The 14717-nt window shown below is 68.0% G+C and carries 15 protein-coding genes; 10 read left to right on the top strand and 5 right to left on the bottom strand.

Annotated elements, in window-relative coordinates; genetic code table 11:
* Positions 1 to 137: 137 nt before the first annotated feature.
* The gene (locus tag VLI41_RS08130; protein WP_325267569.1) at positions 138 to 896 is read left to right on the top strand and encodes a hypothetical protein; all 759 of its coding nucleotides are present in this window, start codon (positions 138 to 140) and stop codon (positions 894 to 896) included.
* Positions 897 to 898: 2 nt separating this feature from the next.
* Here VLI41_RS08130 and VLI41_RS08135 read toward each other — a convergent pair whose 3' ends face one another.
* Positions 899 to 1273, bottom strand: a complete 375-nt coding sequence (locus VLI41_RS08135) for a hypothetical protein (RefSeq protein WP_325267570.1) — start codon at positions 1271 to 1273, stop codon at positions 899 to 901.
* Between the two features lie 111 nt (positions 1274 to 1384).
* Between VLI41_RS08135 and VLI41_RS08140 the strand changes: the two genes are divergently transcribed.
* Positions 1385 to 2554, top strand: a complete 1170-nt coding sequence (locus tag VLI41_RS08140; RefSeq protein ID WP_325267571.1) for an L-lactate dehydrogenase — start codon at positions 1385 to 1387, stop codon at positions 2552 to 2554.
* 14 nt (positions 2555 to 2568) lie between these two features.
* Here VLI41_RS08140 and VLI41_RS08145 read toward each other — a convergent pair whose 3' ends face one another.
* Entirely contained in the window at positions 2569 to 2859 is a 291-nt protein-coding gene (locus tag VLI41_RS08145) for a hypothetical protein (protein ID WP_325267572.1), read from the bottom strand.
* 292 nt (positions 2860 to 3151) lie between these two features.
* Here VLI41_RS08145 and VLI41_RS08150 point away from each other — a divergent pair, with 292 nt between their 5' ends.
* From VLI41_RS08150 to VLI41_RS08180, 7 genes are all read left to right on the top strand, one after another.
* On the top strand, positions 3152 to 3703 hold the full coding sequence (locus tag VLI41_RS08150; RefSeq protein ID WP_325267573.1) for an adenylyltransferase/cytidyltransferase family protein: 552 nt from the start codon (positions 3152 to 3154) through the stop codon (positions 3701 to 3703).
* A 197-nt stretch (positions 3704 to 3900) separates the two neighbouring features.
* Positions 3901 to 5196: an AGE family epimerase/isomerase gene (locus VLI41_RS08155; protein WP_325267574.1), complete on the top strand. Its 1296-nt coding sequence runs from the start codon at positions 3901 to 3903 to the stop codon at positions 5194 to 5196.
* 183 nt (positions 5197 to 5379) lie between these two features.
* Entirely contained in the window at positions 5380 to 6456 is a 1077-nt protein-coding gene (gmd, locus tag VLI41_RS08160) for a GDP-mannose 4,6-dehydratase (protein ID WP_325267575.1), read from the top strand.
* On the top strand, positions 6446 to 7414 hold the full coding sequence (gene fcl, locus VLI41_RS08165) for a GDP-L-fucose synthase (protein ID WP_325267576.1): 969 nt from the start codon (positions 6446 to 6448) through the stop codon (positions 7412 to 7414). Before gmd ends, fcl begins: the two co-directional genes overlap by 11 nt.
* A 2-nt stretch (positions 7415 to 7416) precedes the next feature.
* On the top strand, positions 7417 to 8676 hold the full coding sequence (locus tag VLI41_RS08170; protein WP_325267583.1) for a glycosyltransferase family 4 protein: 1260 nt from the start codon (positions 7417 to 7419) through the stop codon (positions 8674 to 8676).
* 115 nt (positions 8677 to 8791) lie between these two features.
* Complete coding sequence (locus VLI41_RS08175; protein WP_325267577.1) at positions 8792 to 10081, top strand: oligosaccharide flippase family protein; 1290 nt, start codon at positions 8792 to 8794, stop codon at positions 10079 to 10081.
* Between the two features lies 1 nt (position 10082).
* A complete protein-coding gene (locus tag VLI41_RS08180) occupies positions 10083 to 11261 on the top strand; it encodes a nucleotidyltransferase family protein (RefSeq protein WP_325267578.1) in 1179 nt (392 codons plus the stop codon).
* Here the strand turns inward: VLI41_RS08180 and VLI41_RS08185 are convergent.
* From VLI41_RS08185 to VLI41_RS08195, 3 genes are read right to left on the bottom strand one after another with little or no spacing between them, the layout of a single operon-like run.
* Entirely contained in the window at positions 11212 to 12216 is a 1005-nt protein-coding gene (locus VLI41_RS08185) for a glycosyltransferase family 2 protein (RefSeq protein ID WP_325267579.1), read from the bottom strand. The two genes, VLI41_RS08180 and VLI41_RS08185, sit on opposite strands and share 50 nt — an antisense overlap.
* 51 nt (positions 12217 to 12267) lie before the next feature.
* Complete coding sequence (locus VLI41_RS08190; RefSeq protein ID WP_325267580.1) at positions 12268 to 13212, bottom strand: glycosyltransferase family 2 protein; 945 nt, start codon at positions 13210 to 13212, stop codon at positions 12268 to 12270.
* Positions 13209 to 13994, bottom strand: coding sequence for a polysaccharide deacetylase family protein (locus VLI41_RS08195; protein WP_325267581.1), 786 nt, complete (start codon positions 13992 to 13994; stop codon positions 13209 to 13211). Before VLI41_RS08195 ends, VLI41_RS08190 begins: the two co-directional genes overlap by 4 nt.
* Positions 13995 to 14532: 538 nt before the next feature.
* Between VLI41_RS08195 and VLI41_RS08200 the strand changes: the two genes are divergently transcribed.
* On the top strand, positions 14533 to 14717 hold a 185-nt coding region (locus VLI41_RS08200), incomplete at its 3' end, for a hypothetical protein (protein ID WP_325267582.1).

Below are 14717 nucleotides of genomic sequence, written 5' to 3' on the forward strand. Positions count from 1 at the left end.
GCGGACGGCGAGGCAAGCTAGCAAGCCCGAGGCGCGGCTCCAACGCCGCGGGCGCGATTTTGGGCTTCCGCTGCGGCCCGGTTCCGTGGAAAAGCCTGCCGCATTGATTTGATGATTGATTCAGCGAGCGTCAGCGTTTGTCCCAGATCGTGATCGGCCGCCAATTCCGCGGCCCGCCCAATTCCGGCAACGGCGGCTATGTCTGCGGCGTGCTCGGCCGCGAGATCGCAGGTCCCGCGACGGCGGTGCTGCGCGCGCCCGTGCCGCTCGACCAGCCGCTCAGGTTCGAGCGGCGGGACGGCTCGGTGCTGATCTCCAACGCCGAGGGCCAGCTGATCGGCAAGGGGGACCCGGCGCCCGACGCGAAGCTGCCCGAGCCGCCGGTCCGGCCCTCGCTCGCCGCCGCCCGGGCGGCCGGCCAGCGCTACGCCGGGCTGGTGCAGGGCTTCCATCCGATCTGCTTCACCTGCGGCGCGGGCAGAGGCGAGGGCGACGGCCTGCGCGTCTTCACCGGCCAACTCGCCGACGCCGCCAAGGGGGTGGTGGCGGGTATCTGGACCCCGCACCAGGCGTTCGCCGAGCCTGACGGCCTGATCTCGCTAGAGGTGATCTGGGCCGCCCTCGACTGCCCGGGCTTCTTCGCCTGGGTGGAGCGGGAGGGCCGCCACGGCGCCCTCCTGGGCACCATGACCGCCGAGGTGCTTCGCCGGCCTGCGCCGGCCGAGGCGCTGATCGTGCTCGCCTGGCCGATCGCCCGCGAGGGCCGCAAGGAGACCGCGGGCGTGGCGCTGCTCGGAGCCGACGGCGAGCTGCTGGCCCGCGCCCATCAGATCTGGGTGGTCATGGGTCCGCGGCCGCCGGCCCCTGCGCCCATCGCGGCGGCCGAGGCGTCCTAAGCCTAGGGCGGCGGCGTCGACGAAGGCAGCGCCGGCGCGCCCCCGGCCAGGCTCGGCGGCTTCGACATCGAGCCGTTCAGCATTTCGCGGACCGTCGGATCGTTGACGACCGCCTCGTCGGCCGCCTTGGACGCCGCCGCCAGCTTGGGGTTGGGCGCGGCCGCCTCGCCGCCCTGACCCGTGGTCGCCTCCCCGGGCCGTCCGGCCATACGCCGTGCGATCTGCGCATGGCTGGTGGCCATGTGCGCGAGGGACCGCCGCGGCGGCGTGGAAGCCGCGCCCTCGGTCTGCGGGCTGGCGGCGCTCCCGGTCTGGGCCGCCGCCGGAAAAGCCGCGAACGCCGAGAGGACCGCGGCCGTCAGCCATGTCGCACGCATCTGCATCACTCCTCGTGGTCATCACCTGAACGCGGAAGATGCGGTGGAAGACGATGGCAATCACCTTCGATCGTCGTGCATCCTAGGTCGAGGACAGAGCGGGGGGCGGGCATGCGGGCGGCGTCGGTGGCGGATTTTCGGGAGCTCGCGCGTCGGCGCCTGCCGAACATCTTCTTCGAATACATCGACGGCGGCTCCTACGCCGAGGTGACGCTCGCCCGCAACGTGGCGGACCTCGAGGCCATCGCCCTTCGCCAGCGGGTGATGCGCGACATGACCGCCCTGGACATGAGCGTCGAGACGCTCGGCCAGACGCTCGCCATGCCGGTCGGCCTCTCGCCGGTCGGCATGGCCGGCATGTACGCGCGCCGCGGCGAGGTGCAGGCCGCCAGGGCCGCGGCGGCCGCGGGCGCGCCGTTCTGCCTCTCGACGGTCAGCGTCTGCTCGGTCGAGGAGGTGGCGCGCGGCGCGACCGCCCCCTGGTTCCAGCTCTACATGCTGAAGGACCGCGGCTACATGACCGAGCTGCTGGGCCGCGCCAAGGCCGCCGGCTGCCCGGTGCTGGTGTTCACCGTCGACCTGCCCGTGCCGGGCTCGCGCTACCGCGACATCCGCTCCGGCTTCACCGGCGCGAGCGGCGTTTCCGGCGCGCTCAGGCAGGGTCTCGACGGTCTCGCGCACCCTGCATGGATGTGGGACGTGTGGGCGAACGGGCGGCCGCATTCGCTGGGCAACGTGGAGGGCGCACTGGCGCAGAAGGGCCGGCGCGTGACCGACTTCCTGGGCTGGGTGGCGCGCAACTTCGACCGTTCGGTCACCTGGGCCGACCTCGACTGGGTCCGCCGGAGCTGGGACGGGCCGATCGTCATCAAGGGCGTGCTGGACGTCGAGGACGCGCGCGAGGCGGTCCGCTGCTGCGCGCAAGGCGTGGTGGTCTCGAACCACGGTGGACGGCAACTGGACGGGGTGAAGTCCTCCATCTCGGCGCTGCCGCGGATCGCCGATGCGGTGGGCGGCGAGCTCGAGGTGTTCATGGACGGCGGGGTGCGCTCCGGCCTCGACGTCCTGAAGGCGGCGGCGCTGGGCGCCAAGGCCTGCTTCGTCGGGCGCGCCTGGGCCTGGGCGCTGGGCGCGGGAGGCGAGGCGGCGGTGGCCCAGATGCTGGCCATCCTGCGCTCGGAGCTCGCGGTGGCGATGATCCTCACCGGCTGCACGGCGATGAGGGACGCCGGGCGCGCGCTGCTGGACCTCGATGAAGCGAGCCCTGCGCGCCGGCGATGAAGATCAGTCTCCGGTCAGGACGCGTCTTCCTTGGCCTTGGCATCGGCGGCCGGCCGTGATCGCAGCGCCAGCAGCGCCGCATAGGCGCGGGCGAAGGTGCGCCGGATGCTGCCCGAAGCGACACCCGCGCCAAGCAGGCTGACGACCCCGCCCGCCATCGCGCTCGGCCACCACCACAGGAACACAGACGCCCACCACGGCAGATGGAAGAAGCCCCAGATCCACACCGCCGCGCCGAGCAGGATCCCCCAGCCCCAAACCAACACGCCGTGCGGCCGACCGGTCTTCTCGTTTCGGAATGGCACAGGAAGCCCTCCAACCCCACTGTCGAGAGGTCGGCATGCAAGAACGAGGGTGCGGAATGCGTCCCGGCCGGGCTCGGCGCGCGGTCAAGCCACGCGGGGTGGCGCGGATCTCGCGGGCTGCGGGCGGAGGCGGCCGACGGAGCCGTCGATCGCCAGACGCCTGTGCTTCCGCTGTCACGGATTCGCGGGGTTTGCGTCCCGGCGATGAACTTTCATCGCCCGGGGCAGTTCTTGGGGAAGCGTGCAAGCTTGGCCGATAGCGGCGCTACGGCCCGCGTTCCAAGGGGTTCCGATGAGCTACACACCGCACAACTACGCACCTGTCCTTACGCTCGAGGAGTTCCGTCGCGTTCGCGACGAACGCAGCTCCGAGCTCGGGACCGTGGTCGCCACCTCCGGCGGGTTCGATCCCATCCATCCGGGCCACGTGACGTGCATCGTGGAATCCAAAGCGCTGGGCGATACGCTCGTGGTGATCGTCAATGGCGATGAATTCCTGCGCAACAAGAAGGGCAAGGCCTTCCAGGACATCGGAACCCGCTGCGCCATCGTCTCGGCGATCCGCGGCGTCGATTTCGTGGTGAAGTTCGAGATCTCCGGCGACCCGACGGTGACGGAGGCGCTGCGCGCCATACGGCCGCGGTACTTCACCAAGGGCGGCGATCGGGTGGCCGGCCGCAGCCTGCCGCCTTCGGAAGAAGCCGTCTGCCGGGAATTCGACATCCAGATCGTCGACGGCGTCGGCCGCGAGAAGGCCTGGTCGAGCAGCGACTTCCTGGCCGAGTGGGGCGAGTTCTGGCGGAGCCGGGCGGCGGCCGAACTCACGTCCGTGGCGGCCGAGTGAACGCCGGGCCGGCCGGGTCGCTGCCCGCATCGGCAAAGCCTGGCGCCGCTGTTCGCGCCTAGGAACCGAAGGGCGGGCCGCAGGGTTCTAGCTCAGAGGGACTAAGGTCTAGCTCGCCGCACGGACGGATTGGGGAAATCGAACCTTTCATGCCGTCAGTTCGCGTTGGATCACTGTTCGAATGGTCTGCGTCCGTGATGAACGCCCAAGTCGCCGATGGCCCACCGATCCTGTTCGATACGTCCGCTTGGGAGTCTCGGAGCTGGGCGCCGCGCGAAGCGTCGCCGTCCTGTCACCGAGTCACATTGCAGACCCATGCCGAACGGCTCCGCCAATGGCTTTTCGCCCGCGCGCTTCCGCTTTGGGCCTCGCAGGGGCTCGACCAAGGCGCAGGCGGATTCCACGAGGCGCTCGATCAGTCCGGGGCCCCGCTGCGGGCGCCGAAGCGCGCGCGGGTGCAGGCGCGTCAGGCCTATGTCTTCGCCACTGCCGGCATGCTCGGATGGGACGGCCCCTGGCGCGATAGGGCGCAGCGCGGCCTCGATCAGCTGAACCGGGCCTACCGAAGGCCGGACGGCCTGTTCCGCACGCTGGTCTCTCCGGAGGGCGACCCGCTCGACGAGACGGCGCGGCTGTACGACCAGGCCTTCGTTCTGCTGGCTTTCGCAAGGCTCAGCGCGGCTGGCGTGCGGCCCGAGGAAATGGAATCCAGCGCCGCGCACCTGCGCGATTTGCTCCAGAGCTTCCGCAATCGCGCGGGCGGTTTCCGCGAGAACTCCGAGCGCCCCTTCCAGGCCAATGCGCACATGCATCTCTTCGAGGCGGCGATGGAATGGAGCCTGGTGAGCCCCGACCCCGCCTGGCGCGCCTTGTGCGAGGAGATCGTGGATTTGGCCCTGACGCGCTTCGTCGACGGCCGCCTGGGCGTCTTGGGCGAGGTGTTCGACGACCAATGGCGTCCCGCGCCCGGCGCGCTCGGCCGGCTCGTCGAGCCGGGGCACCAGTTCGAGTGGGCTTGGCTGCTCAATCGCTGGGCCACGCTATCGGGCGATTTGCGCGCGCGGCGTGTCGCCGATCGGCTGAGAAGCGCCGGCCTGAGCGGCATCGGTCCCGACTTGGGCGTGGCGCTCGATGAGATGATCGATGGCCAACCGAGGAGCCGCGCCGCCCGCCTGTGGCCGCAAACCGAATGGCTCAAGTCGGCCCTCGACGCAGCGGTCGACGACGCCGGCTGCGCCATTTCCGCGGCCGCCTGCGAGGCGATGGTCCGCTACCTCGACACGCCGCTCAAGGGGCTGTGGTGGGATCGCCTGCTCGAGGATGGCCGGATGCAGGCCGAGCCGGCGCCGGCGAGCTCCTTCTATCATATCGTAACCGCCTGTTCGGTGCTGTTCGGGGCGGTGGCCGTTCCGAGTCCAGAGATGTCGGCCGCGGAAGCCGTTCCGGTCCCGCGCCTCGACGACCGCGTCGCTGCCGCAGCGCCGGGGAACTAGGGCAGAGCTTCGGCATTGTAGGGACATGGAGGGCTTGGGTGTGCGGCAGGACGCGCCGCCCGCGAGGGGCAGGTGGCCGCCGCCGGAATTCTGGCGCGACTTTCATAGGTTATGGCGCGGGCGTTCGGGTTCGTCGGGCAGCCCCGGGATGCAGATTACGCGGCGCGGGTTATCGGAGTGAGTATGCAAGAGGCGGAACGTCGGAAGGTCGCGCTGATCACCGGTGCGACAGGGCAGGACGGCGCCTATCTCGCGGAGCTGTTGCTCCAGAAGGGCTATACGGTGCACGGCGTCAAGCGGCGCTCCTCGTCCTTCAACACCGGCCGGATCGAACACCTCTACCAGGACCCCCACGAGGCCGAGCAGCGGTTCATCCTGCACTACGGGGACATGACGGACAGCACCAACCTGATCCGCATCGTGCAACTGGTGCAGCCAGACGAGATCTACAACCTTGCGGCCCAGAGCCATGTGCAGGTGAGCTTCGAGACGGCGGAGTACACGGCCAACGCCGACGCGCTGGGCACGCTGAGGCTGCTGGAGGCGATCCGCATCCTCGGGCTGGAGGGCAAGACCCGATTCTATCAAGCTTCGACGTCAGAACTCTACGGGAAGGTCGTCGAGACGCCGCAGAGCGAGCGGACTCCGTTCAATCCCCGCAGCCCCTACGCCGCGGCCAAGCTCTACGCCTACTGGATCGTGGTGAATTACCGCGACGCCTACGGAATGCACGCCTCCAACGGCATCCTGTTCAACCACGAAAGTCCGTTGCGCGGCGAGACGTTCGTGACCCGCAAGATCTCGCGCGCGGTGGCGGCTATCCGCCATGGCTTCCAGGACTGCCTCTACCTCGGCAACCTGAACGCCCGGCGCGACTGGGGACATGCGAAGGAATACGTCCGCGGCATGTGGATGATGCTGCAGCAGGACGAGCCCGATGACTACGTGCTTGCGACGGGCGAGACGGTCTGCGTCAAGGACTTCGTAGAGTACGCGTTCTCGCGCATCGGGATTGAGCTGGAGTGGCGCGGCGCGGGCGTCGACGAGGAAGGGCTGTGCGCCAAGAGCGGCCGGCTGCTGGTGAAGGTCGATCCGCGCTATTTCCGCCCGACAGAGGTGGATCTTCTGCTCGGCGACCCCAGCAAGGCGCACGAGCGGCTCGGCTGGAGACACGAGACCAGCTGGCGCGAGCTGTGTGCGGAAATGGTCGAGCAGGACCTCCTCACGGTCTGCAGGGAGATGCGGCCGAATGCCGACTGAGGTCCGCTTTCCGCTCGATGGCAAGCGCGTCTGGGTGGCGGGCCACCGCGGAATGGTCGGCTCGGCGATCGTCCGTAGGCTGCAGTCTTGCGACTGCGAGGTGATCACGGTCGACCGTTCGGACGTGGATCTCAGGGACCAGGCGCAAACCCGGAGGTGGATCGAGACCGCCCGCCCGGACGCCATCTTCCTGGCCGCGGCGAAGGTGGGCGGCATCTACGCCAACGAAACCTGGCCAGCCGAGCACATCTACGACAATCTCATGATCGAGGCGAACGTGATCGAGGCGGCGCATCGCTTCGGCGTGCGCAAGCTGCTGTTCCTCGGCTCAAGCTGCATCTATCCGAAGTTCGCGCCGCAGCCGATCCCGGAGGAGGCGCTCCTCAGCGGGCCGCTCGAGCCCACCAACGAGGCCTACGCCGTCGCCAAGATCGCCGGCATCAAGCTCGCGCAGGCCTACCGGCGCGAGTACGGCTGCGACTTCATCAGCGCCATGCCGACCAATCTCTACGGACCGGGCGACAACTTCGATCTGACCACCGGTCATGTCCTGCCGGCGCTGATCCGAAAGGCCCATGACGCGAAGCAGGCCGGCCAGGCGGCGATGCAGATCTGGGGCTCCGGCCAGCCGCGTCGCGAGTTTCTGCATGCAGATGACTGCGCCGACGCCCTGGTGTTCCTGATGGCCCATTACTCCGACATGCAGCACGTGAACGTAGGCTCCGGCGAGGACCTGACCGTTCTGGACCTCACGAGGCTGATCTGCGACGTGGTCGGCTTCCGCGGCGAGATCGCCTGCGACCAGAGCAAACCGGATGGAACTCCCCGCAAGCTGATGAGCGTCGAGCGCCTGCGGGGCATGGGCTGGACGCCGAATATCCCGCTCCGCGCGGGAATTGAACGGACCTACCGCTGGTACCTGGACGAGATCGGGCATCGGGCAGGAGAATCGGCTTGAGCATGTCGTCCGTCGCCACCGCGCCTCGGCACGAATTCGCGGCCGAGGCGGATTTGCAGGGCGCCGAGGTCTTGATCCTGAGCGCCTATTATCATCCTGAGCCGACTGGCAGCGCGCCGCCTATCGCCGATCTTTCATTCTGGCTTGCCGAGAACGGCGCGAATGTCACGGTCGTCACAGCGCGCCCGAACTACCCCGCGAGACAGGTTTTCGAAGGGTACCGGCGGGGCGAACGGGACCGTGAAACGGTCCGTGGCGTCCGCGTAGAGCGTCTGGCGGCCCATGTCGCCCGCGGGTCCGGGCTGATCTCGCGATTCAGGACGGAGTTCAGCGTCTTGGCGCGACTTTGCGCCGCCCGCGCCATCGGCCGGGCGCGACCGGCGCCCAATGTGATCTGCGTCTGCCCATCGGTATTCGTTGTCGTCGCGGCGAACCTCTTCCGCAGGCCCGGCGGGCGCACGCTCTGCATCGTGCACGACATCCAATCGGGCCTGGCGCGGGGTCTGAAGTTTGGATCCGCCGGCCTGGTGCTGGGCGCGCTGCGTCGGCTCGAAGCCTGGGCCTACAACCGGTGCGAGGTTCTGATCGCGCTGTCGGACGGCATGGCGATCGAGCTGCGGCAACTGGGCGTGCGCCGCCCGATCGTGGTCTTGCCGCCGCAGGTCGACATCCGCGAGCTCATGCCCTTGCCGGAACCCGCGGGCGCGCCGCCGGTGCTCCTCTATTCGGGAAATCTCGGGCGCAAGCAGGGTCTGGACCAGGTGCTCGAACTGGCCGGCGTGTTGCTCGCCCGCGGCAGTCCGGCGCGGATCGTGATCCGCGGCGAGGGCAGCGAGCGCGCCCCGCTGGAGCGGCAGTCGGCCGAGCGGGGCCTGACCAATGTCGTCTTCCAGGATCTCGCGCCCAGAGACGCGCTCGCCCGCGCCATGGCCGAGGGGCTCGTGCACCTCGTTCCCCAGCATCCCGAAGGCGCGGCCTTTTCGGTGCCCAGCAAGGTGTTCTCGATCATGGGCGTGGAACGGCCTTTCCTGGCAACCGCGAAGCCCCACACACCGTTGTGGGAGATCGCCGACGCGAGCGGCGGCGGCCTCTGCGTCGATCCCTACGACACGCAGGCGTTGGCGGATTCCGCAGAGCGGCTGCTTCGCGATGTCGATCTTCGGCGCCGGATGGGCGCGGCCGGCAGGGCTTATGTCGAGCGCAACCTGGATCGAGAGGTGGTCTGCCGCCGGCTGTGGCGCGCGTTGCGCTCAGCGCCGTGATCGCTGAACCCGACCCATCCAGGAGGTTCGCCCAGAGGTGTCGCCGTGCGGGCGCGAGGGCGCAAGCGGCAGAACCGGGCGGCTCGGCTGTCCGGCGGCGAAAGGAGAGCGCGTATTGGACCGGCTCCTCCTGAAGAACCTGGGGCTCTACGGGGCCTATTACGGATTCCGCTTTCTGTTTCCGCTGATCGTCACGCCGTTCCTCGCCCATGTCCTGGCGCGCGGCGCGTTCGCCGATTTTGCGATCATCAACTCCTGCGTCTGGACGTCCTCCGTCTTCATGGAGTTCGGCTTCTACCTGTACGGGGTCGCCAAGACGGCGGCGGCCGCCGATGACAAGGCCGAGCTCGGGGCTGTCGTCTCTTCGATCGCGATGTCCAAGCTGCTGCTTTCTCCCATGGCGGCTGCCGTCTACCTGGGTCTTACCCTGTGGACGGGCGTGCTGGGCCGGGAGCCCACCGCCTCGCTTGTCGGCCTGGTGAGCGCGCTGGGCTATGGCGCGAGCTTTGCCTGGTATTTCCAGGGGCGGCAGAGGGGTCTTTTCGCCGTCCTGAACGAGGCGATTCCGCAGGCAGTGCAATTCTCGCTGCTGCTGCTGTTCGTTCGCTCGCCGAGCCAGCTCTGGCTGGTGTTCGTGCTGCAGGCCATTCCGCCGCTGTCATCGCTGTCGGTGGCCCTGCTGACCGTGCGGCTGGAAGGGCTGCTTCACCTGCCGAGCCTGGCGACGGTGCGTCAGGCCTTGGGCAAGGCCTCGCCCTACTTCGTCGAGCGGTTCTGCTTCAGCACCTATACCTCCATCGTTCCCTCGCTGGTCGCCGTGCTGTCCACCAAGGCGGCCGTCGCCGACTATTCGGTGGGAGACCGGTTCGCGACCGTGGTGGTGAGCCTGGTGGGACCTCTCACCCAGGCGGCCATGCCGCGCGTCGCCAGGGCGGTGCGGACCCCGGAGGGCGGCTGGGGGCTGTCGATCCGCCTCGTGGCGGTGCTCGTGAGCGTGACCATCGTCTTGGCCTTGGCCCTGGGCCTGGCCGCAAACGTCATCATCCACATGTTCTTTTCGAAGGACTTTGCAGGCGCGGTGACCGTCGCGCGCATCTTCTGCCTTTCGGCGGTGTTCTCGTCCCTGAGCTATGGCGTGGCGAACTTCGTGCTCATCCCTCGCGACCACGTCCGGGTGATGTTCTGGAGCAGCGCCATGGCCCTCGTGCTCGGATTGTCCGCCCAGCTGGTCCTCGCGCCGCTGTGGGGCGCCACCGGCGCAGCGATCGGCCGCCTGGTCGCCGAGGTGACGGTCGCCACGGTGCTGCTGACCACGGCGGCGCCCTTCTTCCGTCGCCGCGAGGGCAGGCCCGATGGTCGGGTGGAGGCGGAGATCGATCCGGCGGCCAGCCTGGCGGAGCCGTGAGGTGGAAGACGCCACCGCCGCCATCTCAGGACCCTCGGGCGTCGTCGGGGCGCGCCGGCCCGCTCGCACCGTGAGCCGCCGGGCCGGCCAGCGGGTCGAGAGCGACTATGCCGCTCTGCGCGTGCTCACCGCACTGCTGCGTGGCGAGCGGCCGGAACGGCTGGATTGGATGGCGATCCTGCGGGTGGCCAATCATGCGCTGGTGACGCCGGCGCTCGCCGCGGCGCTGGATGTCGCCGGCGGCCAGGTCGATGCGCCGCACGATGTCCGCACTTTTCTCGATGAGGTTGCGAGACGAACCGGCGAACGGAACCGGCGGCTCGCGGCGCAGCTGTCCGACATCTCTGCGGCCCTGAACGCCGAAGGAATTGAGCCCATGGCGCTGAAGGGCGCCGCCTTCCTGGCGTCTCCCGGAGATCGGCCGCTCGCGCGCATCCTGACGGATCTGGATCTGCTCCTCGCGCCGGACGAGATCGAGCGCGCCATCGGAGCCCTGGAGAGAGCTGGATTTCGGCTGCTTGCCCGCTACCCGCAATTCGAATCCCACGTCGCCGCGGAGCTCGGACGCGAGCAGGACATGGGTGCGCTCGACTTGCATCGACGGAGGCCTGGCCCGCGCCACATGGCGGCGAATGCGGCATTGGAGCGCCCGTCCGAGAGGATCGAAATTCCCGGCGCCGTGGTCAGGCGAGGCTCCCCCGAGACCCGAATCCTCGAGATCGTGCTGCACGATCTCTTTCATGATGGCGACTATTGGCGCGGCGCGCTCGATCTGCGCCACCTGATCGACATCGCCGATCTGATATCGTCCGGGGAAGCCGACTGGTCGTTGCTGACCGAGCCCGCACTTGGGGTCCTCGGACGGCGCGCCGTGGGAAGACACTTGATCGCCGCGCACGATCTGCTCGGTGCGCCGGTCCCGCCAGAGCTTCTGAACAGCCTTGGCGCAGGCCTCGAATACCGAAGGGCGCTTTATCAGATGCGGGCCCCGGCGCTTCGGACGCCGCTCGTGTTCGCCTCGCTGCTCGCGCAGTCGCCGCAGATATTGGCCCACTACCAAAGAGAGCGGCGCTGGCACGCCGAATTCGCCGAGGCGGATGTCTCGCGGATCGCGCGCGCGCGGGCGCGCCTCACCCGCCTCGGGCGGTGGCTGGGCCCGCCGCCGGTGGGAAAATTGTAAGCCCCCGGTCACCGGGCCTCAGTTTGCCTCGACCGAGCACCCGGCGGATCCTGGCCACCGAAGCCCGGGGATCGAGGAGCGCGGCCGCGATCATGGCCAGGGCGGCCAGGGCGCGCCTGCGCCGCAGCTTCAGTTGCAAGTGGCGCCTTCGGAGTCGGCTGGACGCGAGCCGCGATTCGGCCAGGAGCCTGGGCAGAGGACGGGTGGTCAACCGGTGTCGGTACTGCTCCACCGGCCAGGGCTCGAGGCCGCGACGGCGCCGGCGAAAATTCCCCAGCGCCGCCTCGAGCAGATAGAATTGCTCCCGCTGGCGCGTGGCGCTGATCGAGTGGTCGTGAACGCGGAACCTGACCAGCCGCTCCGGCTGCACCAGGATCAGGTATCCGGCCTCATAGAGACGGAGACACAGCTCGACGTCCTCGACGAAATCGAACGTTGGATCGTAGCCGCCGACGGCAAGCACCGCCTCGCGGCGCAGGAGCAGGGTCGAATGCGCGTAGCCCAGTCGCCCGCCGGCGGCGAGCTGACGTTCTACCGCCTCGCGCGTCAGCAGAGGCGTGTCCTGCGCGCCGCGTATCGCGCTGTCTTCGTCGATCCACCAGAAATACGACGCGACGCCCCCGAGCTCCGGGTGCTGCGAAAGGAAGTTCAGCTGCCGCTCCAGCCGGTCAGGCTGCATCAGGTCGTCGGCGTCGAGGCGTGCGACGAGAGGGGCGCGGCACCGCGCGAGGGCGTAGTTGGACGCGGCCGCCAGGCCGATGCGGCCCGGCGACAGGACCACGAGGCGCGCGTCGCGGAAGCTCCGCAGAATTTCCGGCGTCGCGTCCGTGGACCCGTCGTCGACGACGACCAGTTCGAAGTCCCCGAATGTCTGCGCGAGCACGCTCTCGATCGACTCGCGCAAGAAGCGCTCGCCGTTATAGACAGACATGTAAACCGAGACGGCAGGCCCCACTCGGCCCTCCCACGCTGGCAAAGCTTCAACGCGGCAAGCGTCGGAAAGTTTTTAGGCCAAGGGCTCTCCGACCGCCGAGATCGCCGGATTGCGCGCCTGGCGCATCTGCCGAAGATAGGCGAGCGCGGCGCGATGCAGCCACGGCCGAAGCGTCTCCCGGTAGACGCAATAGGCTGCGAACGCGAACAGCGCGACGGACCGCGGAGTCTTCAGGCCGACCTTACAAGCGTATCTCTTGTAGTATTTGTTGTGGAAATAGGCGGTGTGCCGAATCGACCAGTAAATCCGGCGCCAAAGCGAGGTCCTCTGGCCTCCGCTGCGGACGAGCGACGGCGCCAGATGGATGCAGTGCACGTCATTGGTGACGTACACGGGCAATCCCTTCAGGAACAGCCGCATCTGGTAGTCGCTTTCTTCGCGATATCCGTTGCCGGCCAGGTAGTGAGGATCGAAGGGCTCCTCGAGCAGGAGGGAGCGCTTGGTCAGGATGATCGAATGCGTGAAGGGCAGGCTGATGTCGCCGTCGTAAACGGCGCCGTTTGCGGGCTCGCAAAGCAGATGCCGGAAAGGCTTCGCGCGGCGCAGGCCGGAGCCGAACCGGCGCACCGCTTCGGCCGGCGTCTCTCCGTCCAGCATGTAGACGTTCCTGCCCGACACCGCGCCCGCCCCGTACTTCTCGAGCTTGCGAAGGCAGGTAATCGCGTAGAGGGGTTCGAGATACTCATCGTCGTCGCTGAACAGGATGTATTCGTTGGTTGCATTCGTGACGCCCACGTTGCGCGAAGCGGCCGCGCCGAGGCGGCTCTCGTTGCGAATGAACCGGGTCGCGATCGAGGTGTTGGTCCGGGCGATGGAGTCGACCACATCGGGCGTATCGTCGCTCCCCTCATCGGACACGAAGACGATCTCGGTCACACCTTCCTGCGCGTAGTAGCTCGGCGTCACCAGTTTCAACGTGTGAGCGCGGTTTCGCGTGGGCACGACGAGGGTGATCACGACGCGCTCCTCAGACGGGGCAGGGCGCCGTCACCTTCGCAAAGGGCCCGGAACGTGGTGAAACGATAACCCTGCGCCTTCAGGGCGCGCACCGTTCGCTTCACCCGGGCGAATCCCCAGGGATAGCAGTCGAGGCTGTGAAGGTTCACGACCACTATGGGCGTCGCCGCCGCCGTTACGGCGCCGAGCGAGTAGTCATAGGCGACCCGCTTCACTGGGCTCTCGATCGCAAGCAGGCTGCGATCCCAGACGCGCATGCCTACGAAGCCGTAGCGTTCCAGGAGGCGCAGCGTCTGCAGGCGGTCGTCGCCGAACGGACTGCTGTAGGTCGCCAGCGTCACGCCCAGATGCCGCCTTGCGAGCGATTGGGACCTGAGCAGGTCGAGCTCGTCCAATGGACGGTGGCGATAGCCGTGCAGCCCGAGCTCATGGCCTTCGGCGAGGATTCGCCGGAAGAGAGGCAGATAGAGGTCCCGAGCCGATCCGTCGTCGAGCAGCCCGAATATCCCGAAGAAGGTCGCCGGCAAGTTCTCGCGGCGGAGGAAATCGAAGATGGTCTCGACCGGGGCCACGCTGGATCGCGCGGCCTGGAGCGCGCCGATCGCCAGTCCCGCCAGTCCGCGAGCCGGACGGCGGCGCAGCATCCGCACGTCGAGCTGCGAGAGGCTGCCTCGCCCCGTGAAGAACAGCCACGAGAACAGAGACCAGCCCTCGTTGGGCGTGCCTGCGTACGAAAGCTCGAATTCGGGCTCGTCGAAGGTCAGGACGGCGATGCGGTCCACTCGGTCAGCCCGGGCTGTGATCGCCTGGTGGCGCGCCGAGAGGATTCCGTCACCGATCATGGCCCTGGCGAGTTCTGGTTCGCGCCCAGCTGCGGCGTGCTCGCATTTGGCAAACTCATCGCTGCGGCCTCGGTTCCTCGCGACGAGATTGATAGCGCAACGGCGCACGTCGTTCGCGATTGGCGCCGGCCCAAAGGGAACGCGAGCCGGCTGCGACGGATGGAAGCACTTCGCGAGGGAAATACGGCGGGTTTCCGACCCGTGAGATGTATCGAAACATCTGTGGCTGGCAGCATTGCGCAGCTCAAGTGATTGAGATCAGAAAATTTTTCGATCCACTTGGAAGCCGGTCGGAAACTTGGGCAGAGTCCCGGGACTTGCAGCGCCACAATACCGCCGCAGGCCTTAAGGGGGCGGCAAGGCTGCGGCCATTTGTCGGTTAAGGTTTGTTTGTCGATGACCCCTAAGGTGACGCTCGAAGTGGCGTCGTCGAGGGATCTGTATGGCAAATCTCACGTTCAGTGACGATTTCAATTCGTTGAGCATTTGGAATGCACAGTATGCGCCCAATGGAATCTGGCGCGACAACTATGGATACGGCGGCATCAACAACTACACGCTCCCCGGGGAGCAAGAACTCTACACGGGCCCCTACTTCGACGGCCACCCCGGCGACTTCAACGACGGCAACTACCAGCTGAGCAACGGCGTGCTCTCGCTGGT

The organism is Phenylobacterium sp., assembly GCF_035475775.1.
In the GTDB taxonomy this organism is placed as follows: Bacteria; Pseudomonadota; Alphaproteobacteria; order Caulobacterales; family Caulobacteraceae; genus Phenylobacterium.